The organism is Paenibacillus macerans (assembly GCF_900454495.1).
Taxonomy (GTDB): Bacteria; Bacillota; Bacilli; order Paenibacillales; family Paenibacillaceae; genus Fontibacillus; species Fontibacillus macerans.
Genome location: NZ_UGSI01000002.1, coordinates 806,493 through 832,192 on the forward strand (window position 1 = coordinate 806,493; position 25,700 = coordinate 832,192).

At 42.1% G+C, this 25,700-nt stretch carries 23 protein-coding genes and 1 pseudogene; 20 read left to right on the top strand and 4 right to left on the bottom strand.

Annotation, left to right across the window (positions count from 1 at the left end; all coding sequences use genetic code 11):
• Nucleotides 1-31: 31 nt before the first annotated feature.
• From DYE26_RS26690 to pseC, 14 genes are all read left to right on the top strand, one after another.
• Nucleotides 32-1,174, top strand: a complete 1,143-nt coding sequence (locus DYE26_RS26690) for an FkbM family methyltransferase (RefSeq protein ID WP_036619330.1) — start codon at nucleotides 32-34, stop codon at nucleotides 1,172-1,174.
• Between the two features lie 31 nt (nucleotides 1,175-1,205).
• Nucleotides 1,206-1,946, top strand: a complete 741-nt coding sequence (locus tag DYE26_RS26695) for an SDR family NAD(P)-dependent oxidoreductase (RefSeq protein ID WP_115311332.1) — start codon at nucleotides 1,206-1,208, stop codon at nucleotides 1,944-1,946.
• 28 nt (nucleotides 1,947-1,974) lie between these two features.
• Nucleotides 1,975-2,514 (top strand): UDP-4-amino-4,6-dideoxy-N-acetyl-beta-L-altrosamine N-acetyltransferase, encoded by a 540-nt coding sequence (gene pseH, locus DYE26_RS26700; protein ID WP_036619331.1) that lies wholly within the window; start codon nucleotides 1,975-1,977, stop codon nucleotides 2,512-2,514.
• Nucleotides 2,515-2,583: 69 nt separating this feature from the next.
• The gene (locus DYE26_RS26705; protein WP_036619332.1) at nucleotides 2,584-2,823 is read left to right on the top strand and encodes an acyl carrier protein; all 240 of its coding nucleotides are present in this window, start codon (nucleotides 2,584-2,586) and stop codon (nucleotides 2,821-2,823) included.
• Nucleotides 2,824-2,885: 62 nt separating this feature from the next.
• Nucleotides 2,886-4,235 (top strand): AMP-binding protein, encoded by a 1,350-nt coding sequence (locus tag DYE26_RS26710; protein ID WP_036619334.1) that lies wholly within the window; start codon nucleotides 2,886-2,888, stop codon nucleotides 4,233-4,235.
• 2 nt (nucleotides 4,236-4,237) lie between these two features.
• Complete coding sequence (locus DYE26_RS26715; RefSeq protein WP_036619336.1) at nucleotides 4,238-5,302, top strand: LuxE/PaaK family acyltransferase; 1,065 nt, start codon at nucleotides 4,238-4,240, stop codon at nucleotides 5,300-5,302.
• Nucleotides 5,303-5,305: 3 nt separating this feature from the next.
• A complete protein-coding gene (locus DYE26_RS26720) occupies nucleotides 5,306-6,511 on the top strand; it encodes an acyl-CoA reductase (RefSeq protein ID WP_036619337.1) in 1,206 nt (401 codons plus the stop codon).
• A gap of 38 nt (nucleotides 6,512-6,549) precedes the next feature.
• A complete protein-coding gene (locus tag DYE26_RS26725) occupies nucleotides 6,550-7,272 on the top strand; it encodes a cytidylyltransferase domain-containing protein (RefSeq protein ID WP_036619338.1) in 723 nt (240 codons plus the stop codon).
• Between the two features lie 47 nt (nucleotides 7,273-7,319).
• Entirely contained in the window at nucleotides 7,320-8,408 is a 1,089-nt protein-coding gene (gene pseG / locus DYE26_RS26730; RefSeq protein ID WP_036619339.1) for a UDP-2,4-diacetamido-2,4,6-trideoxy-beta-L-altropyranose hydrolase, read from the top strand.
• A 15-nt stretch (nucleotides 8,409-8,423) separates the two neighbouring features.
• Nucleotides 8,424-9,470, top strand: a complete 1,047-nt coding sequence (pseI, locus tag DYE26_RS26735) for a pseudaminic acid synthase (RefSeq protein WP_036619341.1) — start codon at nucleotides 8,424-8,426, stop codon at nucleotides 9,468-9,470.
• 57 nt (nucleotides 9,471-9,527) lie between these two features.
• Nucleotides 9,528-10,871 (top strand): DUF4910 domain-containing protein, encoded by a 1,344-nt coding sequence (locus tag DYE26_RS26740; RefSeq protein ID WP_218032585.1) that lies wholly within the window; start codon nucleotides 9,528-9,530, stop codon nucleotides 10,869-10,871.
• The gene (locus DYE26_RS26745) at nucleotides 10,868-11,665 is read left to right on the top strand and encodes a formyltransferase family protein (RefSeq protein ID WP_036619342.1); all 798 of its coding nucleotides are present in this window, start codon (nucleotides 10,868-10,870) and stop codon (nucleotides 11,663-11,665) included. Before DYE26_RS26740 ends, DYE26_RS26745 begins: the two co-directional genes overlap by 4 nt.
• Nucleotides 11,666-11,694: 29 nt before the next feature.
• On the top strand, nucleotides 11,695-12,642 hold the full coding sequence (locus DYE26_RS26750; protein ID WP_036619344.1) for a dTDP-glucose 4,6-dehydratase: 948 nt from the start codon (nucleotides 11,695-11,697) through the stop codon (nucleotides 12,640-12,642).
• A 42-nt stretch (nucleotides 12,643-12,684) separates the two neighbouring features.
• Nucleotides 12,685-13,881, top strand: coding sequence for a UDP-4-amino-4,6-dideoxy-N-acetyl-beta-L-altrosamine transaminase (gene pseC, locus DYE26_RS26755; RefSeq protein ID WP_036619346.1), 1,197 nt, complete (start codon nucleotides 12,685-12,687; stop codon nucleotides 13,879-13,881).
• Between the two features lie 50 nt (nucleotides 13,882-13,931).
• On the opposite strand, the gene DYE26_RS26760 is transcribed toward pseC, so the two are convergent.
• On the bottom strand, nucleotides 13,932-15,809 hold the full coding sequence (locus DYE26_RS26760) for a glycosyltransferase family A protein (protein ID WP_036619347.1): 1,878 nt from the start codon (nucleotides 15,807-15,809) through the stop codon (nucleotides 13,932-13,934).
• 151 nt (nucleotides 15,810-15,960) lie between these two features.
• Here DYE26_RS26760 and rfbH point away from each other — a divergent pair, with 151 nt between their 5' ends.
• Genes rfbH through DYE26_RS26780 form a run of 4 tightly spaced genes read left to right on the top strand, consistent with a single transcriptional unit; the run spans nucleotide 15,961 to nucleotide 20,302 of the window.
• Nucleotides 15,961-17,508 carry a lipopolysaccharide biosynthesis protein RfbH gene (gene rfbH, locus DYE26_RS26765; RefSeq protein WP_218032586.1) on the top strand — a complete coding sequence of 516 codons (1,548 nt, stop codon included), beginning with the start codon at nucleotides 15,961-15,963 and terminating at the stop codon, nucleotides 17,506-17,508.
• A 12-nt stretch (nucleotides 17,509-17,520) separates the two neighbouring features.
• On the top strand, nucleotides 17,521-18,324 hold the full coding sequence (gene rfbF / locus DYE26_RS26770) for a glucose-1-phosphate cytidylyltransferase (protein WP_036619349.1): 804 nt from the start codon (nucleotides 17,521-17,523) through the stop codon (nucleotides 18,322-18,324).
• Entirely contained in the window at nucleotides 18,314-19,396 is a 1,083-nt protein-coding gene (gene rfbG, locus DYE26_RS26775; RefSeq protein WP_036619351.1) for a CDP-glucose 4,6-dehydratase, read from the top strand. Before rfbF ends, rfbG begins: the two co-directional genes overlap by 11 nt.
• Nucleotides 19,397-19,414: 18 nt before the next feature.
• Nucleotides 19,415-20,302 (top strand): NAD-dependent epimerase/dehydratase family protein, encoded by an 888-nt coding sequence (locus DYE26_RS26780; RefSeq protein ID WP_036619353.1) that lies wholly within the window; start codon nucleotides 19,415-19,417, stop codon nucleotides 20,300-20,302.
• 52 nt (nucleotides 20,303-20,354) lie between these two features.
• Here the strand turns inward: DYE26_RS26780 and DYE26_RS34400 are convergent.
• A pseudogene (locus DYE26_RS34400) lies at nucleotides 20,355-20,550 on the bottom strand (fibronectin type III domain-containing protein); the annotation flags it as partial.
• Nucleotides 20,551-21,129: 579 nt separating this feature from the next.
• Between DYE26_RS34400 and DYE26_RS26785 the strand changes: the two are divergent.
• On the top strand, nucleotides 21,130-22,524 hold the full coding sequence (locus DYE26_RS26785) for a cohesin domain-containing protein (protein ID WP_051985225.1): 1,395 nt from the start codon (nucleotides 21,130-21,132) through the stop codon (nucleotides 22,522-22,524).
• A gap of 678 nt (nucleotides 22,525-23,202) precedes the next feature.
• Here the strand turns inward: DYE26_RS26785 and DYE26_RS26795 are convergent.
• Both DYE26_RS26795 and DYE26_RS34960 read right to left on the bottom strand, forming a co-directional pair.
• A complete protein-coding gene (locus DYE26_RS26795) occupies nucleotides 23,203-23,391 on the bottom strand; it encodes a hypothetical protein (RefSeq protein WP_051985226.1) in 189 nt (62 codons plus the stop codon).
• Nucleotides 23,388-23,519: a transposase gene (locus DYE26_RS34960; RefSeq protein WP_082207641.1), complete on the bottom strand. Its 132-nt coding sequence runs from the start codon at nucleotides 23,517-23,519 to the stop codon at nucleotides 23,388-23,390. Before DYE26_RS34960 ends, DYE26_RS26795 begins: the two co-directional genes overlap by 4 nt.
• Before the next feature lie 1,090 nt (nucleotides 23,520-24,609).
• On the opposite strand from DYE26_RS34960, the gene DYE26_RS26810 reads away from it, so the two are divergent.
• Nucleotides 24,610-25,674, top strand: coding sequence for a glycosyltransferase family 2 protein (locus DYE26_RS26810; RefSeq protein ID WP_240534086.1), 1,065 nt, complete (start codon nucleotides 24,610-24,612; stop codon nucleotides 25,672-25,674).
• The last annotated feature ends 26 nt before the right edge of the window (nucleotides 25,675-25,700 follow it).

A 25,700-nucleotide genomic window follows, 5' to 3' on the forward strand; every position in this document is an offset into this window, starting at 1 on the left:
AATATATTATTCAAACGAAAAGAGGCTGGCTATGGATTTTTATAGCAGTGTACAGCAATTAATCCGAAGTATGCCGGTAGACAACACATTTTATATGAATCAAACCATTTTACAAAGCGATAGGGTAGCAATATTTGGCGCTGGAAGTTTTGGACAGGATATGGCACAAAACCTCTTGAAAGCTAACAAAAAAATCGAATTCTTTATTGATAATGATGAAAAAAAACATCACAATTATATTTGTGGCATAGAAGTAGTTTCATTAGACCATATTTTAGGGATGAAGAAGGATGATCTCCTTATCATTATTTGCAGTACATGGCACAATGAAATAAGACAACAACTATTACATGCTAATGTATCAAATTTTATTGAAGCAGATCCTGTTGTTATTTCTAAATATTGTTATAAATATTCAGCGGTAAGAGAACAGTTTGAACGTTTTTTTACGAGAGAGCAAGATAAATTTGATGCAGTTTTTCATATGTTGGAGGACGATTCATCAAAGGAGCTCTTTCTACATTTAATTGCGTATCGCGTTTCAGGGAATATTCATTGTTTGAAGATATCGGATTTCAAGCAATACGAGCATCCGATTGTTAGACCTGAGAAGAGAGATGTCATTATAGATGGTGGTGGCTATGTCGGTGACACTGCGCAACAATTTAATAAATTATTAGATGCTGATTGTCATATTCATTCCTTTGAACCATCAAAGGATAATTTTAAGAAGATGAAAGAATGGATAGAGAATAAAGGTATACAAAATGTAACGACCGTTCAATCAGGTTTAGGAATCGAAAATACTGAGTTGTATATGAATTCAATCGAAGGTGAAATTAATCCGTCTAATATAATCGTTGAACAGGGAAATGAAAAGGTTAATATTATGGCAATTGATCGTTATGTAGAAGAATATGCGCTACAAGATGTTAACCTTATTAAATTGGATATTGAAGGGTTTGAATTATCTGCATTACAAGGAGCGGATAAAACCATACAAAATTTTGCTCCGAAGATACAAGTATGTCTATATCACAAAAAAGAAGATTTAATAGATATTCCGTTGTTTTTTTATAATAAATACAAGGACAAGCATTACAAATTTTATATTGGTCATCATACGGACAACTATATGGAAACCGTTTTGTATGCAATCCGCGCGAAAAAATAAAGTTTCAGATATACAAAGGATGATCCGTATTATGCTGAAAGGAAAAAATGTATTTATCACAGGTTCTACAAGAGGGATTGGACGCTCAACTGCTTTCGTTTGCGCAGCAAATGGGGCGAATTTAGTGCTTCATGGTCGGGATCTTTCTGTGCTTAAGCAAGTCAAGGAAGAAATTACCGGTAAATACCACGTTGATGTTCACTTACTAGCTTATGACGTTTGTGATCCCGATGAAATAAAAAACGCATTTGTATGGATCAAAAAAAACTTAGGTAGATTAGATGTGCTTGTCAATAATGCCGGCGTGATGGATGATGCTCTGCTGGGCATGGTGAATGAGCGGCAAATGGAGTCTACCTTCTCGATCAATATCGAAGCAGTGATCTATCATATGCAGTATGCCTCTCGCTTGATGACCAGACAAAAGCAGGGCTCAATCATCAATGTCAGTTCTATTATCGGCAGAACGGGTAATGCGGGACAAGTAGTGTATGCCTCTAGCAAAGCAGCCGTGATCGGTGCGACCTATTCGGCCGCCAAAGAGCTTGGCGTGCATAATATCCGAGTCAATGCCGTTGCTCCGGGCTTCATCGATACCGATATGACCAAACAGTTTTCCGAAGAGGTGTATAAACAACGATTGAGCGGAATCAAGATGAATCGAATGGGAAGGCCGGAGGAGGTTGCTAACACGATTCTGTTCCTCGCCTCCGACCTCTCCTCTTATGTCACGGGACAAGTCATTGGTGTGGATGGCGGCATGGTGATTTAATACTTAATGGCTAAACGGTGGTGAGTTTGTGATTACCTTTAAGAAGCTGGATGAAGGTGATTTGGAGCAGGTACTGGAGTGGCGGACAAGCGAGCATGTAACCCGATATATGTATACCGATATTGACAAAAATCTGGATAATCAAATGAAATGGTATAAGGCTATTTCGAAGGATGACACGCAGTATTATTGGATCATTGAATATAAGGGTACGGCAATTGGTTTGATATCCATTAATAACCTGGATAGGATTAACCGGAAGGCTACATCTGGCTACTATCTTGGCGATCTAAGATACTCAATGATAGCAGGACACATTCATCCTTATCTTTATAATTTTGCTTTTTTTCAGCTGGGCTTAAATAAGCTCTATGCCGAAGTTATGGAAGGCAATGACGGCATAATGAAAATGCATCTTCACCACGGATATACACATACGGCTATCTTTAAGGAGCACATTTATAAATATGGGCATTATCATGATGTACATTACTTTGAATTGCTGGCCTCGACTTGGAAAGAGAAATGTCAGAAATTTCATAGGTTTACTGCACAGTTTACGCTGTAGTACATCTAAAACGATCATGAGCAAAGACCGATATATGTTATATACGTCTTTAGTTAGGTGGGTAAAGAGATGAATAATGAACAAAAGCTGCGTGAAATATTTGCGGAAGCGTTACAAATCGATATAGAGCGAGTAACGGACGGATTATCCTACAATGGCATTTCCGAGTGGGATTCGATTGCGCATATGACCTTGATTGCAGAGATCGATAATGTGTTCGACACGATGTTGGATACAGATGACGTGCTGGACATGAGTTCTTTTGCCAAGGCCAAGGAGATATTAGCTAAATACGATGTTCAATTTTAGAATTCAAGGGTGTGGTTAAAAGACCATGCCCTATTCTTTTACAGCCTTGAAAGGAGATTGCGATGCTTTTCAATATACAACAATATGGGGAACAATGCGCCGTAATCACGGAGCAACGCAAGCTGACGTATGCTGAGCTGCAAGCCTTGGCTGATCAGTATGACTTTCGATCTGACAGTAAAGAACTGCTTCTGTTGCTCTGTGATAACGAAATAGAGATCGTGGCCGCTTATGTGGCGGCCTTGCAAGCGAAGCAGGCTGTAATGCTGCTGAATGCTTCTACGAATTTAGAGCTGTTAAATCATATAGTTATGACTTATCAGCCGAAATGGATCGTTGCTTTAAATGAACTGACCTTTGATGGATACCGTCAGCGTGGCAATGTATTAGAGCGCGAACAGCATTCCGGAGCAGCCATTCATTCCGAGCTTGCCGTGCTGCTTAGTACATCCGGCACTACGGGCAGTCATAAATTTGTACGCTTGTCCTACGCCAATATACAGTCCAATGCCGAGGCCATCGCACAGTACCTGGAGATTGATGCTAGCGAGCGGGGAATTTTGAATCTGCCATTATCCTATTCGTATGGATTATCGATCTTGAACAGTCATTTTCATGCTGGAGCCGCCGTACTGCTAACCGGGGAAAGCGTTGTTGCCAAAACGTTTTGGAACTTCGTGCGGGAACAGCAAGCGACCTCCTTGCCTGGAGTTCCATTTACGTATCAAATGCTGGAACGAGTAGGCTTCTTTAAGATGGAGCTGCCGTATCTGCGAACTTTAACTCAGGCTGGCGGACGTCTGGAGGAACGATTGGTGCGTCTCTTGGGCGAGTACGCCAAGGAGCAGAGAAAACGATTTTTCGTCATGTATGGCCAGACCGAAGCTGCGCCGCGTATTTCCTATATTCCTAGTGACAGAGTATTGGATAAGCCAGGATCCATAGGCATCCCTATTCCCGGCGGCAGGCTGGAGCTTGCGTCAGATACAGGAGAACTGATCTACTATGGTAGCAATGTCATGTTGGGCTATGCGGAGTCGCTTGCGGATTTGGCCAAGGGCGATGAATGCGGCGGGGTGCTGTATACAGGCGATACAGCTACCGTGGATGAGGAAGGATTTTTTACGATTACGGGAAGAATGAAGCGGTTCATCAAGCTGTTTGGTCTTCGTATCAACCTGGATGAAGTAGAAAGAAAGCTGGAGGCACTGCTTCAACAGCCGATAGCGTGTGTCGGAAACGATGACAAACTGCTTGTTGCAACGGAATCCAGTCAGCATGTCGCTGAGATCAAACAACATGTGGACCAGCTGTATAAGCTGCATCCCACAGCCTACAGAGTGATTGTGGTCGATGAAATTCCGAGATTGGCCAATGGCAAAATTAATTATCAGGCATTAAAGGGTGAATGATCATGTGCTATCCCTATAACCTGTATAAAGAAGCGAAGCAGCAGCTGCTGCTGACTGGATTAAATGAGCTTACTTTGCATCATACAGAGAACAACGCGGCATACCGTGCAATGCTTGAAAAATCGGCTTCTCAGCCGCAAAATCATCTTCTCGAATCAGTCCCTTATTTGACCGTACAGCTATTTAAGCTGATGGACCTGGTTTCTGTCCCGCAGGAGAACATCGTGAAGGTGTTAACCTCAAGCGGAACTACAGGTCAGCAGGTATCCAGGATTCACCTGGACAAAGAGACAGCCGCGCAGCAATCCAAGGCATTGGTAGAGGTGATGAAGCCGCTGCTTGGGACTCAGCGCCTGCCGATGATTATTTTGGATACGAAATCCGTGCTGAAGGACCGGCGTTCGTTCAGTGCTCGTGGAGCGGGTATATTAGGGTTTGCCAACTTTGGCAGGCAGCATTTTTATGCTCTGCATGATGATATGTCCGTGGACTGGGATGGCCTGGCCCAATTTTTAAACAAGCATGAAGGCAGCAAAATTCTGCTGTTCGGATTCACTTATATGATTTGGAAGCATGTGTATTTGGAAGCCAAACAGAAGGGGATCGCGATCGACTTTGGCGACAGCTTGCTGATTCATGGCGGAGGCTGGAAGAAGCTTCAGGATGAAGCGGTGGATGCCGCTACGTTCAGATCTGAATTGGGTCGTGTGCTGGGCATTCGCCGAATTCATAATTATTACGGTATGGTCGAGCAGGTAGGCTCGATCTTTGCAGAGTGCAAGCACGGTCACTTGCACACTCCTAATTATGCCGACGTCATCGTCCGGGACCCGATCAGCTTTGCTCCGCTGCCGTATGGACAGCAGGGTTTGATTCAGGTGCTGAGTCTGCTGCCCAAGAGCTATCCGGGCCACAGCTTGCTAACGGAGGACCTTGGAGTCATTCACGGCGAAGATGATTGCCCATGCGGCTGGAGAGGGAAATACTTCAGTGTGGCGGGCAGAATCCCCAAGGCTGAGCTAAGAGGCTGCAGTGATACCTATGCGTTCGGACAAGGGGGGGCGTGAGGCATGACGAAGAGATTTTTCTTTCCGCATGAACAAGGAGAGCAGGCCTTGCAGCAATTGTCGGGCAAGCCGCCGCTGGCCCCATTCCACCAGGTAGTGCTGGATTTTGTACAAGCCTTGTCGCAACGTTTTGTCAAAATGCGCCAGTACCCGGAAATCGTGGCTCTAGGATTTTGGATGCGCAAAGCGAATATGAAAGCCATTGAGCAGCGATGGGAGCAGGATACAAACGGGCGGATCATGAAAGCAAGAGGGACCGTGTTCCATATTGCACCGTCTAATGTGGATACCATCTTCATTTATTCCTGGATGCTGTCTCTATTGGCAGGTAATCGCAACATTATTCGCTTGTCCAGCAAGGATCAGCCGCAGCAGCATGCTTTGCTGCAAGCGATCCTTGAAGAGCTGACACAGCCGGCTTACCAAATGCTTGCTGAGCGGAATGTTATTCTAACGTATGAGCATAACGATCAAACGACAGCCGAGCTTAGCGTAATTTGTCATGTTCGTGTGGTATGGGGAGGCGATGAAACGGTAAAGGCTGTACGCCGCGTTCCGCTTTTACCGGTGGCTAGTGAGCTGGTGTTTCCTGATCGTTTCTCGCTGTCTCTAATAAAAGCGCAAGCTATTATTGAATTAGAACAAGCAGCTTTCGTGCAACTCGTTCATCAATTTTATAACGATGCCTATTGGTTTGATCAATTGGCCTGCTCTTCCCCTAGGCTGATCGTATGGGACGGAGAACATGAGCAGGTTGAGCGAGTGCAGGACAGATTTTGGCAGATGCTTGAGCAAGTGCACACAACTAAGGCCTCGGAGCTGCTACCGGCGCTGCAGGTGCAGAAGCTGACGACAGCCTTATGGCTGTCTGCAGAGCCAGAGGCAATCCAGATGAATAACCGCCCTGCCTTTGCCAGGGTCATGCTCAATCAGGTCACGGCGGAAATCAGGGAGCGTCATTGCGGCGGCGGCTTTTTCCTGGAGACGGTTGTGAACGAACTGTCCGAACTGGTCCCCATGTTGAATGACAAGGATCAGACGTTATCCTATTTCGGTTATGACAGGGAGGAATTACTGGAACTGGCCGCCCGCATTCATGCTCGGGGCATTGATCGTATTGTCCCGATCGGCAAGGCGCTGGACTTTCATGAGGTATGGGACGGACAAAGCTTTTTACGCTCGTTTACGCGAGAAATTGTTATTATATAATAGGTTGAAACGATGCAGAAAAAGGAAGTGCGCAGCCTATGAAAACAATCGTGGTTATTCAAGCAAGAATGGGTTCCTCGCGATTGCCGGGAAAAATCTTAATGCCGTTAGGCGATCACGATAATTTGTACTATGTAACATCCCGCTGCAAAAGTATTCGCGGGGTCGATGAGGTGATTGTGGCTACTTCGAGGTTACCGCAGGATGATGCGGTGGAGCAGTGGTGCAGCAAGCACCAGATCGTCTGCTGCCGCGGCTCGGAGGAAGATGTATTAAGCCGCTATATGGAAGCGGCTCGGCCCTACCAGCCCACTTATGTTGTACGAGTCACAGCCGACTGTCCCTTTGTCGATGTGGAGATGGCGGAGGACATGATTCGTTTAATCCAGCAGGAGCAAGTCGATATCGTCGATCTGGGGGCTGCTTTGCCTAGGGGGCTTGCTGTCGAAGCGATCTCCTATTCTGCACTGCAGATAATAGATAAGCATGGACAAGAGCCTCGCCACAGGGAGCACGTGACCTATTATGCTTATGAATATAGAGAGCAATTTACCAGAGCGGTGTATCACCCTCCTGTGAACCGACTGCATCCTCAGCTTCGCATCACACTTGATACAGAGGAAGATTACGCATTAATCTCAACGGTAGCAAGACATTTCAATGATCCTTACATCTCTAGCGCAGAGGTTATTCAATACTTGCTGGACCATCCTGAACTAGCTAGCCTCAATGCTCACGTGGAGCAAAAGCCAGTCGTATGAACAATCACAGCTAAAATGCTCATATCAAATAAAAGTCGGTGGTATAGTTGGAAGATATCGTACTTATCCGAGCAGATGCTTCGGAGGAAATTGGGACTGGGCATGTGATGCGATGTTTAGCTCTGGCAGATGAATTGAAACGTCATGGTCATCAGTCTCTGTTTATCTGCCGGGCGCTTAAAGGACATATGGTGGAGTATATTAAAACCCGAGGATTTAATGTTTATGTGATGGAAACGGAGGATCCTTTATCTTTAGAGAATATGGAGTTTGATGTTCAGTTTACTGCCGATATCGCTCTAAATTTAGGAGTAAAGCCTAAATGGATGATTGTTGATCATTACGGAATAGACGAGCAGTGGGAGGCCAGAATCCGCCCCTACATCGAAAAGTTGCTGGTTATTGATGATTTAGCCAATCGGAGGCATCATGCGGATGTTCTTCTTGATCAGAACTTAGCCAGAGACCCGGGGGGAAGATATCGTGATCTTGTCCCGGATAAGTGCAAATTGCTGCTTGGACCATCCTATCTGCTGCTTCGGTCGTCATTTTACACAGAACGTCGGAAGTTAAGGGAAAGGACAGGGCAAATACACAGACTGCTAATGTTCTTCGGGGGAAGCGACCCTACCAATGAAACGACAAAAGCGATTGATGCGCTTAAAGAACTTTCGATGTACGATCTAACAGTTGATGTTGTGATTGGCCACTCCCACCGATTTAAAGAAGAAATTAAGCGAAAATGTGAAACGATTGATCGTCTCACTCTACACATACAGATCGAGTATATGGCCGAATTGATCGCCGCCGCTGACTTTGCACTAGGGGCCGGTGGTGTCGCTATGTGGGAGCGATGTTACCTAGGCCTGCCTTCATCCGTCACTGTAGTGGCTGATAATCAACTGGAGGCTGCGCGTTTAGCCAATCAAATGGGGGTTATTTGGAATTCCGGGTGGTATGGGCAAATGAATTCACTAAAATATGCCGATATTTTAAAGAGAGCTATAGGTGCTCCTGAGGAGATGAGGGCTATGAGCAATCGCTCCCTGGAGTTGATGAACAGCCATGCCGAGACTAGTGGCAGTCAAGTTATTAAGGAACTTTCTTTCGCTGCTCATTTTAATGACTTTCAATAGGACAGGGTGGGATTCATGAAATTTCAAATCGGTAATCGGTGGATTGGTAAAGATCAAAAGCCATTTATTATTGCAGAAATGTCCGGTAATCATAATCAATCGCTGGACCGGGCGCTGGCCATTGTGGAAGCTGCCGCCAGAGCCGGGGCCGATGCGTTGAAGCTGCAAACTTACACGGCGGATACGATGACCCTGGATATTCATGAGGGGGATTTCTTTATCGAAGATCCCAATAACTTATGGAGTGGTTCGTCACTCTATAACTTGTATCAAGAAGCTTATACCCCGTGGGAATGGCACGAACCTATATTTAAAAAATGCGCCGAATTGGGCTTAATTGCATTTAGTACCCCATTCGATGAGACGGCGGTAGATTTTCTGGAGAGTTTAGATGTTCCAGCCTATAAAATAGCTTCATTTGAGAATACGGATATTCAACTTATTCGGAAGGTTGCGGCCACGGGAAAACCGCTTATTATATCCACGGGTATGGCTTCTATAGCCGAGTTGGATGAATCCGTTCGGGAGGCAAGAAATGCCGGCGCAAAGCATATCGTGTTGTTGAAATGCACAAGCACTTATCCTGCCTCGCCGAATAATACAAACATATTGACCATCCCTCATATGGAGCAACTGTTCAATTGCCAAGTCGGCATTTCCGACCATACCATGGGCATCGGCGTTTCAGTGGCAAGCGTTGCTCTTGGAGCCACAGTGATCGAGAAGCACTTCACCCTCAGCAGAGCTGAAGGAGGGGTTGATTCCGCTTTTTCACTTGAGCCTGATGAGTTGCAAGCATTGGTGGTTGAATCCGAGCGGGCCTGGCAGGCTTTAGGTACGATCACTTACGGGGCAACGAATCAAGAGCTCCCATCATTAAAACACCGCCGTTCTCTTTATATTTCCCAAGATGTAAAAAAGGGAGAAGCATTAACAAAAAACAATGTAAAGGCTATTCGGCCAGGCCTAGGATTACCGACGAAATATTTAGATCATCTCTTAGGAAAATCGGTAAAAAAAGATATAAAAAAGGGTACTCCTTTAACGTGGGATTTATTTTAGAATCTCAATATAATTATGGATTTCTGATAGAAACGTTTAGGCTGGAGTTGATTGGACTTGGGTGAAAATGAGATTGCCGAAATGGACGAGTTGTTTGATCGTTTGTTTCCGATATGCCGGAGTATAACCGGGGCGGGTTTGCGCGAAACTTTGAGCATTTTGTCAGAGTATGTTCCGCTTGAACACTTTGGAGTGAAGTCGGGGACTGAAGTTTATGACTGGACGGTTCCTAAGGAATGGGTAATCAAAGAAGCTGTTTTGACAGGACCGGACGGAAATACGATCGTTGATTTTAAAGATCATAATCTTCATGTATTGAATTATAGTGCAGCAGTCAATAAGGAAATGGAATTGGAAGAATTGCAGGAGCACCTTTTTTCCATTCCGACACTGCCCGAGGCTATTCCTTATGTAACATCTTATTATAAAGAACGTTGGGGATTTTGCCTTCCTCATAAAGTAAGAAAAAATCTCAAGCCGGGGAAATACCATGCTTATATCGACAGCGAATTTATAGATGGAGAATTAAACTATTCTCATGCTATATTGCCTGGAAAGAGTAAAAAGGAAGTGCTGATTAGCGCATATGTTTGCCATCCTTCTTTAGCGAATAACGAGTTAAGCGGGCCCATTGTGTCAACTTTCCTCTATAAACGACTGGCTAATCGTCCCAGAAGATTTACTTATCGGTTTGTTTTTCTTCCCGAAACAATTGGCAGTATAAGCTACTTGCATCGTTTTGGTGAAGAAATGCGACCCAAGATTTACAGCGGTATTGTACTCACCTGTTTGGGCAGCACTCCATCATTAAGTTATAAAATGTCGAGAAGAGGAGACGCCCCAATTGATTTAATGTGGAAGCATTTAAATCAATTTCATACACTGGAGGGTAATACTAGACCGTTTACTCCGATTGATGGATCGGATGAGAGACAGTATTGTTCCCCAGGGTTTAACTTCCCGGTTGGGCAAATGGCCAGAAGCGTCTATGGGACTTATCCCGGTTATCACAATTCTCTGGATACCAAAGAAACGATGACGATTGAGGCTCTACACAAAAGTGTAAATGAATTAGAATTGCTAATTGAGGCTTTGGAGTGGGATGGCTATTATATCAATAATACCCCATTTGGCGAAGTCAAGCTGGACAAACATGAGCTATACCCTGATATAAACGCTGCCGCAACGGGTATGGGGCTTTCGACTAATCAATTAAATGACAATAGAGTGCAGTTATCGCGAATATTAATAATTCTCAACTATTCTGATGGAGAACATTTACTAAGAGATATCGCTGAAAAATGCCATTGCAGCATTTTAGAACTTGTTCCTATCATAAAATTATTATTGGAGAAAAAAATCATCTCGGGACCATTTGATGAGAGGAGGGGACTATATTGAAACTGTTGTTATTAACCGGTTCACATCCCCGTCACCTATATTTTGCACAGACTTTGTATAATGCCGGATATTTAACTTCTCTTATTATTGAGCAACGTGAAGAGTTTCTTCCCTTGCCGCCAACTAACATAGAAGAAAGTGATAAGAAGTTATTTTTAAGGCACTTTCAAGATAGGGAACGGACAGAGCATCAAGCCTTCGGCAATATTGCCTTGTCAAACTGGACTGTCCCAGTTCTGTACGTTAATACATCCGAATTAAACGGGCCGTCTGTGATGGATTGGGTTGCTAAATATGATCCCGATGTTGTGATCAGCTATGGGGTTCATAAACTGAATGAAGAGGTGCTGAGATTATTTCCTGAGTATTCTTGGAATATTCATGGCGGCTTGTCTCCCTGGTATCGTGGGAATACTACTTTATTCTGGCCATTTTATTTTATGAAGCCCAACTGGGCGGGAATGACCATACACCGCCTTACTTCGAAATTGGACGGCGGGGGGATTATTCATCATTCTGTGCCTCATTTAAATTACGGCGATGGGATACATGATGTGGCCTGCAACGCCGTAAAGCAAACCGCGATTGACCTGATAGAAATTCTAAGGAAGATTTCTTTAGGTGAAAGCATCGTAGAAGTGCCGCAAAAGAGCAGCGGTAAGTTGTTTACTTCGGCGGATTGGGAGCCTTATCATCTTCGTGTAATTTACGAGTTATATGATAACAACATAGTAGATCTCTATTTGGATGGGAAGCTTGGAAATACGCCTCCTCCACTGGTACGTGCTTTTTGAAGAATTCTATTTTAAGGAGTTTCTAACCTATGAACATCTTACTCACCGGCGGCGCCGGATTTATTGGGCGTTGGGTTGCCAAACGCCTTTTGGAAGAGGGACACAATCTTTGGATTTTGGACGATCTGTCCAATGGGCGGGAAGAAAACATCCGTGAGTTTCACGGCCACCAAGGATTTAAACAGTTCATCAAAGGAACGATTTTGGACGAGCGGTTGCTCAGCGATTTATTTGATCAGCATAAGTTCGATATTTGCTATCATCTTGGTGCCTCCATTAATGTACAGGATTCGATCGATGATCCGCGAACAACGTTTAATAACGACACGGTCGGCACGTTTTATATTTTGGAGCAATGCCGCAAGTATAATACCAAGGTCGTATTCATGAGTACTTGCATGGTTTATGACCGCTGTAACGACGACACCGGCATCACCGAACTGCATCCGACAAAACCGGCTTCGCCTTACGCCGGGGCTAAGGTTGCCGCCGAAAATATGGTCCTGTCTTATTATCATGCCTACGGTTTGCCGACTGTGGTCATTCGCCCATTCAACACCTACGGTCCGTTTCAGAAGACCGGCGGTGAAGGCGGCGTGGTTGCTATTTTCATCAAAAATGAATTGGATGGAAAAGAGCTCCGCATATACGGAGAAGGCACACAGACGCGCGACCTTCTTTATGTCGAGGATTGTGCAAATTTTGTCGTTTCAGCTGGTTTTTCCGATGCCGTTAACGGTGAGATTGTGAATGCCGGATTGGGACGGGATATTGCGATCAACGATTTGGCGTTGCTTATCGCAGGCGATCGCTCGCGGATCAGGCATGTAGAACATATTCACCCGCAGAGTGAAATCCAGAAGCTGCTGTGCAATTCGCAAAAAGCTAAACGTTTGCTCGGTTGGGAGCCGCGGGTAACGCTGGAGGAAGGAATTGCCCGGACACGCGAGTGGATTCGATCCGGAGGGTTGGATTAGCAACCGGTATAATTTGCATTTTAAGGAAGAAGGGAATGCAGAATGTCAAAAGAACATGAATCTAACCAGCCGGTTCGCGCTACACTGCTGCCTTACGGGCAGCAGTGGCTGGATGAACAGGATATTGAAGCGGTGGTTAAGGTTCTGCGGGGCGATTTCGTAACCCAAGGGCCGGCCATTCAAACTTTTGAACGAAAGGTCGCCGAATACGTCGGAGCCCAATATGCGGTGGCCTTTGCCAACGGCACGGCCGCGCTTCATGGCGCTTGTTTCGCGGCGGAGATCGGTCGGGGAGATGAAGTTATCACAACACCGATTACTTTTCTAGCCAGCAGCAACTGTGTGCTTTATCAAGGCGGTACGCCGGTTTTTGCAGATATCGACATGGATACATACAATGTCGATCCGGCGGAGATTGAGTCGAAAATATCCGAACGAACCAAAGCGATTATCGCGGTTGACTTTACGGGGCAGCCGGTTGAAATCGATCGAATCTCGATGTTGGCGCATGATCGAAACCTCGTTTTGATCCAAGATGCCGCGCATTCGCTGGGGGCTTCTTACGCCGGGCGAAAGATAGGCTCTTGGGCCGATATGACAATGTTTAGCTTCCACCCGGTCAAGCATGTTACAACCGGCGAAGGAGGTATAATTACGACGGACGATGAGCGCTACTATGAGCGGTTGTTGTTGTTCCGCAGCCACGGGATGACCCGGGAGCCGGAAAAATTAACGCGGACGGACGGACCGTGGTATTACGAAATGCAGGAACTGGGCTACAATTACCGGATGACCGATATGCAAGCGGCGTTGGGCGCAAGCCAGATGGACAAGCTCGACGATTTTATTGCAAAAAGACGGGAAATCGCCGCAACCTATAATGAATTTTTCTCCACGTTGCCTGGCCTTGTTGTTCCAAAGCAGCACCCTATGGCCGAGTCTTCATGGCATCTTTACGTAATTCGCTGGTTGCCGGAATACTTTGCCGCAGATCGGAGAGAGATTTTTGAGGCGCTTCGTGCGGAAAATATCGGTGTAAATGTACACTATATTCCGGTCTATTTGCAGCCTTACTACAAGGGAGTTGGTTATTGCTCAGGTTTGTGTCCTAATGCGGAGGCATATTACAATACAGCCATAACATTGCCGCTCTTTCCGAGGATGACAGACAAGGATGTGGCAGATGTGATGACAGCGGTCAAAAAGGTATACGATCTTTTTTTGAACCAATATGAATGAAAAAAGGATCTTGAAAAAGATCCTTTTTGAATAGATTTTTTGAATTGTATTTAAATTGATTTTTTAAAGTGCTCATAATATTGAGTAATTATGTTTAGATCATGTCGATAATATTCATCATTATTATTTATGTTAGTTTTATAGAAGCTTTCCTTTGAACAGAAATTATACGATTGTTCGTATAATTTTTGGGTGTCGGTATTTGTTCTTTTATAATAAGCATTTATTGAAATTGTTGTTAGAAACAAAGTTTTCACGCAAAGTCGGAGGTACATTTCCCTATGTAGGCCGGGATCCTGACCACAAATCTCTAAATCATTAAAAATCCGAGTAAATCCTTCGTGCTGTTCCAATCGACCTTCAATTGTTGCATAGTAAGGTATCACAACCTCATCATTTATTTTCAGATTATCGAATTCAGTTTTTTCAGCTCTTCCTTCGTTTACTAGAATGAGATCTGTACTCTCTACATTTCCATATTGACATAATAGCAGCTCCCAGAACATGTGAGGATACCAGAAACATACGCTATTATTCAGTTTTTCTTTAATGTATTCGATTCCATTATATTTTTTGAGGAGTTTATTATTAAAAATAAGGCCTGACATATAATTAGATGATAACATAAAGTTTAACAAGGCTTCTTTTCCTGGAGCTGCAACTAAATTGGATAACTTGTACTGTGAAGTAGATGAAGTTCTCATCACAGATACAGTATCTTTTGAAGCATACAATTTATTCATAATGAAATGTAAATTATTAAAATTAATCAAATCCTCATCGCTTAATAATAAAATAAATTCCCCACTTGCCAATTCGCAGGTTTTGCAACAGTTGTTGGCAAATCCCTGATTTTCTTCAAAAGCAAAATATTTTAATCTTCCGTCTCTAATCTCCTTAATTTGCTCATAATGTGCTTTTGTTTCATTTTGCGTCCCATTATTAGACAAAATAATTTCTATTTCCTCATCATAGTTGGATTGCAGCAGATGAATTATATTTTCATAAGCTCTTTTCCCTCTGTTGTAACTAGGAATACAAATACTGAGTAAAACTCGATCTCCCTTTCGATTTTCTTTAAGAATCCGGGTGTTATGAATTTCGTCTAAAATTTGTTGAGGCATTGAACTTTTATCTGAAAGGTTAATGATATTCCTTGGGAGAAATAAATTAGAGTCCGAAAGATACTCACTGAAACGATTAAGGTTATCAAATATTAATATATTAGATATAGTTTCGGTATTTAATAATGCACCTTGCAAACATGAAAGAAACTTCTCAATATCCTTAATTATGATATAAGTTTTCTTGTTTCTTTTTTTAATAGAATTTGTATATGTCAAGACATTACTCCAATTCCAATCCTCTAGTAGCAAATAATCTGCAAAGGCATCTGAGGTCGGTAGTGATTGAAGTTGCTGATAATTATATAGTGTTATTTTTTCTTGTATAAGCTTTTGTTTCTTATGATATAAATAGTATTCATTTGGAATGCCATTGGGGAGAAGCCAAAATGGTAGATCATCAAAAGCTACAGTTTTCTCGATATTTATGTATTTATTCCATTGTAAAAACTTGATATTAGCTTCATAAAGGGTTTTAAATTCATTTAAGTTAGGCTCGACAAAAGCTTCTAAAAGTATTTTTTCTAAATCATCTCTTGAGTATCCATATTTCTGAGCTTTTATTAGCATCTTAAAAAACTCATTGAATTCTGACACGCTAAACAAAAAATAAGCAAAAGAGATGAAGGCTTTGGCTTTATATTGAATATCAATATCTTTGTATTCCGTACTTTCTATCTTTTTTACAAGATTAATATATTCTGAATATGCTGCTTCAACCAGTTCATTAGCTAACAGATCATCTATTTTTTGTAGCTCTTGATCGATCTGTTGAGTCAGCTCGGATAGTTCTTTTTTGATCATCTTCGTTCAGCACCTTTTTTATTTTTGATTAAATTATAGCATTAATATTGGTGGTTAATTTATGTTTATTTATAACGATAACATGCCGATATGATAGTATTGATACTTTTAGATTTTAAAAATAGGTAAGGCCAAAAGGAGTGCCGAAATAATGGGGAAAATCGTCTTTGTTAAAAGTATTAAAAGCTATGTAGTTATTACTAATAAACAACTTATGTATGGCTATTCTTTATATAAAAATCTACCTGAAGATTTTTCAAGTACTTATAACCTGGAAATCAATAATTCTAATTTTGATTTTCCGCTATATCTGGATATACGCAAAAAAATTAGTTTGAACTCGGAAGATATTGAAATATATTCAGACATAAGCAGGAATGAACTTGAAAAGATTATGAGATTAGAAATTTTGTACAATGTCGAAAATTATCATAATTTGTTCCATTTGGACAAAAAGATTGATAAAAATTCCGCTCCAATAGTATATGGAGGCAGGGTCTACGATGAACAAGAAATGAGGAATCTTGTCGATTCTTCTTTGGATTTTTGGCTTACTGCTGGTAGATACCATAAGCAATTTGAAAAAGAATTCGCCGAGTATTTGGGAGTAAAATATGCTTTGTTAACAAATTCCGGATCATCAGCAAATTTATTGGCTATTTCAGCTTTAACTTCTCCTAAATTAAAAGAGAAGCGCATCATACCGGGTGATGAGGTTATTACTGTAGCAGCAGGTTTTCCTACTACAGTTGGCCCCATTGTTCAAAACAAAGCTGTTCCGGTCTTTATTGATGTCGAGCTAGGAACATATAACATCATTGCAGAGCGTATCGAAGAGGCTATTACACCAAAAACAAAAGCGATTATGATTGCCCATACCATGGGCAATCCATTCGAACTGGACAAGGTGCTGGAAGTTGCCAATAAATATGATCTATGGGTCGTTGAGGATAATTGCGATGCTTTAGGATCTATTTATAAAGGCAAATTAACAGGAACACATGGCCATATTGGAACGTCCAGTTTTTATCCTCCTCATCATATGACGATGGGCGAAGGTGGAGCAGTCTATACGAATAATGCACTATTGAAGACGATCATAGAATCATTTAGAGATTGGGGGCGGGATTGCTGGTGCCCTTCAGGTTGTGACAATACATGCGGTAAACGGTTTGGTTGGGAATTAGGTTCCCTGCCGTATGGTTATGACCACAAGTACACTTATTCCCATATAGGATACAACTTGAGAGTCACAGACATGCAGGCTGCTGTTGGGGTGGCGCAATTGAAGAAAGTTCCTGACTTTGTTCAAGCTAGAAAAAATAATTTTAATCGGTTGTACCAGGGATTAAGAGATTTAGAAGAATACTTCATCTTGCCTAGAGCAACTGTTAACTCAGATCCAAGCTGGTTTGGCTTTATATTGACAGTTCGTGATGGAGCTGGATTTACCAAGAATGAGATCGTTAATTATCTTGAAGAAAACCGGATTCAAACACGCATGCTCTTTGCTGGAAATTTAATTCGCCAACCTGCGTACCAAGGCGTTAACTATAGAGTACACGGGGACTTAACCAATACGGATAAGATATTGCATGATACGTTCTTAGTAGGGGTTTATCCAGGACTAACAGATGCAATGATCAATTATGTAATCGAAAAGATAAGAGAATTCGTTCTTTCAAAAAATGCTAACTAAGGGGTCCTTGTTGTGAAAGTAGTTATTCTTGCAGGCGGATATGGGACTAGAATAAGCGAAGAATCTCATCTTAAACCTAAACCGATGATCGAAATAGGGGAGCGGCCGATTTTATGGCATATTATGAAGCATTACTCTTATTATGGGTTTAATGATTTTATCATTTGCTTAGGTTACAAAGGTTTCTACATTAAAGAGTATTTTGCTCACTACTTTTTACATGAATCAGATGTGACCTTTGATTTTCAAAATAACAACCAGCTCATTACTCATAATCATACGGCTGAACCTTGGAAGGTTACTTTGGTTAATACCGGTTTAGATACAATGACCGGCGGCAGGGTGAAAAGAATTCAAAAGTACATAGGAAATGAGCCATTCATGCTTACCTACGGCGATGGGGTGTCAGATGTCAATATATCTGAGTTGGTTGAGAGCCATAAGCTTTATGGAAGACTTGCAACGGTTACCACGGTACAGCCAAGTGGGAGATTTGGTGCACTTACTATTACGGCAAGTAATGAGGTTAAAGGTTTTCAAGAAAAACCCAAAGGTGATGGTGGATGGATTAACGCAGGCTTTTTTGTTTTGCAGCCGGAAGTCTTCAACTATATATGTGATGACACTACTGTTTTTGAAAAGGAACCATTAGAAGGATTGGCTAAAGACGGTGAATTGATGAGTTATAAACACGAAGGGTTTTGGCAACCTATGGATACAATGAGAGATAAGAATCTTCTTGAAGAGTTGTGGAAAACAGGGAAAGCCCCGTGGAAAACATGGGACTTGGATATGGTGACGAACAATGGCGAATAAAAACTTTTGGCAAGATAAGAGGGTATTTTTGACCGGGCACACTGGTTTTAAAGGGTCTTGGTTATCGTTGTGGCTAACACAATTAGGTGCCAAAGTAACAGGATTCTCTTTGCCGCCCTCCACAAAACCTAATTTATTTGAAGTGTGTAATATTGAATCGCTTATAGAAAAAAGCGTTATTGGCGACATTAGGAATTTTGAGTTGTTAGAGCAATCAATGAAAGAAGCCAAACCGCAAATTGTTATTCATATGGCGGCTCAACCGCTTGTTAGTGAATCATATATTAACCCGGTTGAAACATATATGGTAAACGTTATGGGCACCGTTAATTTGTTAGAAACGATCAGAAGAATTAATAATGGGAATGAAATTAAGGCTGTTGTAAACGTAACTACAGATAAGTGCTATGAAAATAAGGAATGGTTCTGGGGATACCGCGAAAATGAACCCATGGGCGGTTACGATCCTTATTCCAGTAGTAAAGCTTGCTCCGAGCTGGTTACGGCTTCTTATCGGAATTCTTTTTTTAATGCTGAAAATTATGAAAAACACGGTGTAGCCATAGCAACCACAAGAGCAGGCAACGTTATCGGTGGCGGAGATTGGGCCAATAATAGACTCGTACCCGATATAATGAAGTCTTTATTAGAGAATACTCCCATTATAGTAAGAAATCCTGACTCCATTAGACCATGGCAACATGTTCTTGAACCATTGGGTGGATATTTATTACTCGCAGAAAAACTGTATCTGTATGGTAGTGAGTATGCGGAACCTTGGAATTTTGGGCCAAATGACGATGATGCTAAAACCGTTCAGTGGATTGTTGAAAGATTTTGCTCCAGATGGAATGGAAATGCAGGTTTCCAAATAAGACGCGATAATCAATTTCATGAAGCGCATTATTTGAAACTTGACTGTTCAAAAGCCAAGTATAAGTTGGGATGGGCCCCTAAATGGTCCCTGGAACAATCCATTGAAAAAATCATTGATTGGAATTATGCTTACATGGATAAAAGAAATATGCAAGAAGTTTGTGAGAATCAAATTCTTGAATACAGCAGCCTATAAAATTTGAGGATTGAGCCAATGAGAATTCTTGTAACTGGCGGAACAGGTTTCGTAGGAAGTCATCTAGTCAAAGGGCTACTGGATGATCATCATCATGTAATTATATTGAAAAGAAGTTTCTCGGATACCTATCGAATTGACAGCATTTTAAACAAATCCGTGTCGTATGATATTGATAAAATTGCAATTAATAATGTATTCGCTAATGAATGTATAGATGTTGTTATCCATGCAGCAACATCTTATGGCGGCAATGAGTCTTTAAGTGAACAAATAGAGAGTAACGTTGTTTTCCCCATGAAGTTACTAGAGAACGCTATTGAGCATAAAGTACAAGGTTTTATTAATACGGATACTTTTTTTAATAAACCTGCTCATCAGAACTATAATTATCTTAGTTCATATTCAAAAACAAAACGATATTTTTTGGAATTAGCCGATATATTTAGGGGGAAAGGAGATACGAAATTAATAAATGCTCGTTTAGAGCATGTCTATGGACCAAATGACAATCCCAATAAATTTACTATTAATACAATCACTCAATTATTGAATAATATACCCTCCTTGGAACTAACTCTTGGAGAGCAAAAGAGAGACTTTATATCGATAGACGATGTGACTTCAGCGTATCGATACATAATAAATAATTTACATCTTTTTTCGGATTTTTATAACGAGATAGAAATCGGCAGAGGAGTAAGTGTATCAATAAGGCACTTTATCGAGTCGGCTCATTTTTTAACCAACTCTAGTACCCAACTACTATTCGGTGCTTTACCTTATCGAGAATCGGAAATTATGGATTCCTACGCAAATACTTCAAAATTAAAAGAGATGGGCTGGAGTTGGAATGATGGAATCGAGGAAGGAATAAAAAAAATAATCAATGTTATTCATTTGTAAAATTGTATTCATTCACTTTAAACTATAGAATCTTATCGAAGATAACTTAATCCTATCTCGCAGAGAACGGACCTTTATTGTTACCATGCTTATTAATAGCAAAAGATACAGCCAATACTGTCCCTGACCCAGTTTGTTTATTCTCATACAAAGTTATAAAATCGTTTAACCTACTACATCGAGAGTTCTTTCTCAAGTCCAGTGTTCATAGTAACGACGAGGATAGCGCGATTACCAATAGGATGTTCCAGTTCTGTATTTTCATTTTTCGTTACTATAACATTTTAACAGTTTTAAAAGCAACTTAGTTTTGTAAAATTCGAAGATTAGTCTTATGGTATCTATTTATTCATGCACAAATTTCCTTCTGCCGCCTTTACTTGGATTCTGTCCCTTCAACGCATGCTGGAGCTTCAACGAGAACGTTTCAAGAAACATGGATTCTTTAGTTACAAAGTTAGGTGGATATTTTATAGCAAAAAAAAGTCGTAAGTAGGCCATTCTCCCAGTGAAGGTCTATTTCTGGATCATTCCGAAGCTGCCCACTTTTATAGCGATTCTTTGTATCAGGGGATCGGGTGTAACCGATCCCTTATTATCTTATTGCCGCACTCCAAAAATATACAAAGATCCAATTTTATACCCTAAAGTTGTACCATTTTTTTCCCGGATCACTTCTTGATAATATAATGGAATATATCTCATTAAATGATAATAAAATGATTATATTACTTATTATGATATATTATATATGGAATTGTTTGGACGAATTATTATGTATGATTTACCATATAAGAGTTTTTAAATTATTATGTGGGGGGATTTGTATGAAATTAAAGTTCGGTAAATTATTTTCAGTATTCGGTGTAATTTTATTATCAGTTTTCATTTTTTCGCCAACAAGCACATATGCGGCAGTAACCCCAATACAACTTTTTCAACCCGAAGAAGGCTGGACAAGGTTTGATGACACGAATGCAGCAATTTCTTATAGTGGGACTTGGCAAGTCTATAAAGATAATAGTTCCGCCTTTTGGAAGGGAGGGCATCACTATTCGACTAGTAATGGGGCTAGTTCTAAATTTAAGTTTACGGGAACTAAAATTCGTTTGGTCAACAACTATGCGCCTGGTAACTCTTCCCGAATTCAGGTTACTATAGATGGCGTTTCAGAAATAATTTCAGAATATTCGTCAACGTATAAATATTTAACGGTAGTATATGAAAAAACCGGTTTATCTCCAGGCACTCATACAATCGAATTAAAAAATCTAGTTAGTGGAAAAGAGTTACTTGTAGATGCGATTGATCTTGACGAAGGTGGTTACCTAATCGGAATCAATTCTCCGGCAATCTTAAGTGCTTCGTCTGGAGACAGCCAAATTACACTCTCATGGGATAAAGTGGATAACGCAGAAAGTTACACCGTTTATTATGGAACAGAATCTGGAAAGTATACAAACTTCGTAACAGTGACGAGTGATGTTTATTCAAATTACACTATTCCCAATCTCACTAATGGAGTAACCTATTATATTGTTGCAACTGCTTCAGTAAATGGAGTCGAATCCGGCTACTCAAATGAAGTTTCTGCAACTCCATCTGCTGTAGCTTTAAATCCAGTCTTGGCTGTTATCATCAACGAAGATACCGTTACTGTAGGCCAGGAGTTTGATGCTACCATATCTTTGAAAAATGTGGACAAAATTTACGCGGAAGATTTTACGATCAATTATGACACGACCCTATTTAAATATCTTGGTTACGAAGAAATTACAGGATATAAAGTCTACAACGAGTCGGCAGATAAGTCTGGTAATATTCGATTTATTATCGCGAGTCAAGGTGAGGAATACGGTATTCATGAGGACACGACTATTTTAAAGCTCAAGTTTAGAGCCATTAGCATCGGAACTGGGGATGTTGATGCCCTAAGAGGGAGAATTGCAGACACCGAACGAGAATTTGATCTGGATGAAGAGAACTGTCTGTTAGACTCCGTAATCGTTGAGGCTGTAACCGTCGATGATGTAAACAGATCAGGTGAGTATACGCTCGTTGACCTTGCAATCGACGGATATTATTTTGGAAAGGCAGTGGCTGATACAGATACAGCCAGACATAGTGCAGATCAAGTTATCGATGGGTACGTAAACGATGAGGACTTGGTTTATATCGTCAATCAAATGCTTAACAATGCAAATTACAGCCGGAATCTCTAATTTTGATTCATTGGGAGCTCAGTCTTAAGGTCGGAGTTATAAAATGGCTCAATCTAATAATCAGTGCTTGACTTTCAGGAGATTAGCCAATGACAATTACATTCAACGAGGATCCCCACCTTGTAACCGTTGCGGTTTCGCGTGAAGTAGTGACGGTTCTTAAAGACTTTTATCCTATTGCGACGCCTTTCGACGTTGTTGTTGGTGAAACGACATTGATGGTAGTTTACAATCTCTGTTTCCTAGTTACGCACTGTTTTCAGAGGGCTTGTGGTAGATGGCCTCCCCTTTGGGGCACCAATGCACAAAGCCTTGCTTGGCCACGGTATAATTAAGGGAGCAGTCGTACGAGACTGGTGGCCGCTTTCCATTACCTGCTCATAAATGCGTCTCCTTCTACGGGAACAGCTTCGTTATGTATGAATTGGACGGTGCTGGAAGAAGGTTGCTACATATGAGTACTATGGGCTGCTGTAGACCTCAAAAGCTTGCTCCACGGTTGAGCGCGGAAGCGTCGGCTATACCTTTGTTTGGGATCCAGAAACTGATAAGTCCAGACGAGGCCCACTTGGCAAGATAGGCGAAAATCGGAATCGAAGGGACAAGCAGGTAGGCCTTTTATCATAGAGCGCAAATGCTGGATGACTCGCAAGCAGGCTTTACATTTTTGTGCTTGTTCTATCCAAAAACGAGATGGTGGTATTTGTAGTGCAATCTTTCTTGAACCTTCAAGGGCAACGTTTGTACGTCGGTCGGCGTGCCATCGAGGCGCTTGGCGAGATCTCCTTTCACCGCAGGGTGGTAGCGATAGCTCCAGGCTGCTTCCACCAGGGCTCGGCGTAAACGCCCATTATCGGTTCTGGTCATGCTTCCCCTCCGAGTGCTTTGGCCGGTGAGTACTCCCGAGGTACCAGCCCTAAGTACGCCATAAGTTGAGCAGAAGAGCGGAAGCGTGCAAATGAACCGATTTCAGCTGCAAGAGTGATGGCCGTCATTAGCCCAATACCACACAAGGACTGAAGTACCTGAATCAGAGATGCTTTTGGGCCAACCGTGGCTTACTGACCGAATGCTCTTTCCAATCGCCCCATGCATTGTTCGATCTCATCCATCCAGGGCATGAAGCATCTCATCAAAGGCCACTTGCATAGGCTCGTAAGGGAATGTCAATTGCCCCAGCCAGGCACGATACTTCTTCGTCCAACGACGCTTTATCGTAGCCGGCGGTTCGACTTGATGGTGAAGCAGAACTTCAATATCCGCTGACGTGCCCGATGCGTGTCCTTTTTGGCGGCTTCCCGGGCGCGAACCAACTCCCGCAAAGCCTCGTCTTCCCGCTCCAGGACGTAGACAGGCGTTAATTCTCCTGCATGGAAAAGACGGGCAAGCTACTCGACGTCCCTGTCGATCCGTCTTGACGTGGTCGTCGGGGCGTTTGGGAATGAGCGACGGGGCAATGACGAAGCAATGGACTCCCATGGAGGTGATCTAGCGATAAGTTTCGTAACCCGTTGGACCTGCCGCATAACAAAATGATAGTGTTTCGGCCCCCCCAGCTCTTTGATAAGTTTGCGGAGCGCTGCCGGTGTGTGAGGAATGCTCCCGTAATAGCGCGGAGCTTTCCCGCCACATCTGCAATCACAACCGAATTTTTTTCTTTGGATACATCTAAATCGACAAATTTTGTGGTAGACTGCATAGTATCAGTTCTTCTTTTGCTATGTAGCTCTGAAATGGTTTGGTTTATCACTATACATTTTAACCTGCGAGATGTAGCAATATGGAGGGCTGTCTTTTGTTTACGTTCATCTTAGCTTGTAAATCATAAAAATATTATGTTCTTAGATAAAATCGTTACATTTGAGGTTAATGCTTACAATATGGCGTTAGGGATTTCGAATACTTCATCCCTATGATCAGAAATCCCGTTAAAATAGCTGAAGTTTAAAGTGAATTAAGCTCTTGGAGTGTTATTAGCGCTGCCTAAGAGTGAATAAAAACTTTCTATATAAGTTGAACATTGAAGGCAATATACGACCTTTTTTTGTAGTAAGAGTCAGCAAGCGCGGATCAGGAGGATTCTGAATGAAGACTGTAGCGTTGACCATGATCGTCAAAAACGAAGAGAAAGTTCTGGCGCGCTGCCTTGACAGCGTCCGTAAGCTGGTGGATGAGATTATTATTGTCGACACGGGATCGACGGATCGGACTAAATCAATAGCTCAAGCCTACGGCGCGAAAATCTACGATTGGGCATGGAACCAAAGCTTTGCGGACGCCCGAAACGCCGCCTTGGAATACTCGACAAGCGATTGGAACCTGGTATTGGACGCTGATGAATATGTAAAAAGCGAGGACGGCGCCGCTATTCGCCAGTTCATAAACGGCGAGAAAGCGATCGGCAGATTCAAAATCATTAACCAATTTATAGGTGATGATGGTTTGGAATCCACCGCGCAAAGCTTTATATCGCGAATTTTTCCGTCCGGAGTCAGATACGAGGGCAGCATCCATGAACAATTGGTTTCCGATCTTCCCAGAATTAAGCTGCCTGTGGAGATTTGGCACGATGGTTATCTAAAATCGAAAGCTGAGCGGAATATTCCCATTTTAAAAACAGAGATCGAAAAAAGCCCCCACGACTCGTACTTTCATTTTCAGATCGCCAAAGAATACAGAGGGATTAACGATCATGTCCAGGCATGTCACCATCTTAAGCAAGCATACAGGCTGCTGACAAGAAAGGAATACTATGCTCCCAACGTTATCGTCAATTTGCTTTATGAACTGATAGCAACGGGCCAACTGGAAGCCGGCCTGCCGGTGATTCAGCGGGAAAGGGATTTTTTACGGGATTTCAGTGATTTTCATTTTGCTTGCGGGATATTTTACATGAAGCTGATTCTAAGCAACACCGCAAAATATGTCGAGTTGTTTCCGCTTATTGAAGCATCTTACTTGCGATGCCTGGAAATTGGAGAAACGGATCAATATAACAGCGTTAGGGGAACCGGGAGTTTTAGCGCATTGCATAATTTGGGCGGCCTTTATGAAGTGATGGGGAACATAAATAAGGCAAAAGAGTGCTATCGTGAAGCTGCAACAACATATGGTTACCAGCCATCGAACGAAAGGTTAAAACAACTGTAAGCTATTATGGCAGAGCAGTATACGGA

What these genes read in the sequence shown, in the direction of transcription:
- DYE26_RS26690 (WP_036619330.1), top strand. Translation starts at nt 32, where the DNA reads ATGGATTTTTATAGCAGTGTACAGCAATTAATCCGAAGTATGCCGGTA.
- DYE26_RS26695 (WP_115311332.1), top strand. Translation starts at nt 1,206, where the DNA reads ATGCTGAAAGGAAAAAATGTATTTATCACAGGTTCTACAAGAGGGATT.
- DYE26_RS26705 (WP_036619332.1), top strand. Translation starts at nt 2,584, where the DNA reads ATGAATAATGAACAAAAGCTGCGTGAAATATTTGCGGAAGCGTTACAA.
- DYE26_RS26710 (WP_036619334.1), top strand. Translation starts at nt 2,886, where the DNA reads ATGCTTTTCAATATACAACAATATGGGGAACAATGCGCCGTAATCACG.
- DYE26_RS26715 (WP_036619336.1), top strand. Translation starts at nt 4,238, where the DNA reads ATGTGCTATCCCTATAACCTGTATAAAGAAGCGAAGCAGCAGCTGCTG.
- DYE26_RS26720 (WP_036619337.1), top strand. Translation starts at nt 5,306, where the DNA reads ATGACGAAGAGATTTTTCTTTCCGCATGAACAAGGAGAGCAGGCCTTG.
- DYE26_RS26725 (WP_036619338.1), top strand. Translation starts at nt 6,550, where the DNA reads ATGAAAACAATCGTGGTTATTCAAGCAAGAATGGGTTCCTCGCGATTG.
- pseI (WP_036619341.1), top strand. Translation starts at nt 8,424, where the DNA reads ATGAAATTTCAAATCGGTAATCGGTGGATTGGTAAAGATCAAAAGCCA.
- DYE26_RS26750 (WP_036619344.1), top strand. Translation starts at nt 11,695, where the DNA reads ATGAACATCTTACTCACCGGCGGCGCCGGATTTATTGGGCGTTGGGTT.
- pseC (WP_036619346.1), top strand. Translation starts at nt 12,685, where the DNA reads ATGTCAAAAGAACATGAATCTAACCAGCCGGTTCGCGCTACACTGCTG.
- DYE26_RS26760 (WP_036619347.1), bottom strand. Translation starts at nt 15,809, where the DNA reads ATGATCAAAAAAGAACTATCCGAGCTGACTCAACAGATCGATCAAGAG.
- rfbH (WP_218032586.1), top strand. Translation starts at nt 15,961, where the DNA reads ATGGGGAAAATCGTCTTTGTTAAAAGTATTAAAAGCTATGTAGTTATT.
- rfbG (WP_036619351.1), top strand. Translation starts at nt 18,314, where the DNA reads ATGGCGAATAAAAACTTTTGGCAAGATAAGAGGGTATTTTTGACCGGG.
- DYE26_RS26780 (WP_036619353.1), top strand. Translation starts at nt 19,415, where the DNA reads ATGAGAATTCTTGTAACTGGCGGAACAGGTTTCGTAGGAAGTCATCTA.
- DYE26_RS26785 (WP_051985225.1), top strand. Translation starts at nt 21,130, where the DNA reads ATGAAATTAAAGTTCGGTAAATTATTTTCAGTATTCGGTGTAATTTTA.
- DYE26_RS26795 (WP_051985226.1), bottom strand. Translation starts at nt 23,391, where the DNA reads ATGACCAGAACCGATAATGGGCGTTTACGCCGAGCCCTGGTGGAAGCA.
- DYE26_RS34960 (WP_082207641.1), bottom strand. Translation starts at nt 23,519, where the DNA reads ATGACGGCCATCACTCTTGCAGCTGAAATCGGTTCATTTGCACGCTTC.
- DYE26_RS26810 (WP_240534086.1), top strand. Translation starts at nt 24,610, where the DNA reads ATGAAGACTGTAGCGTTGACCATGATCGTCAAAAACGAAGAGAAAGTT.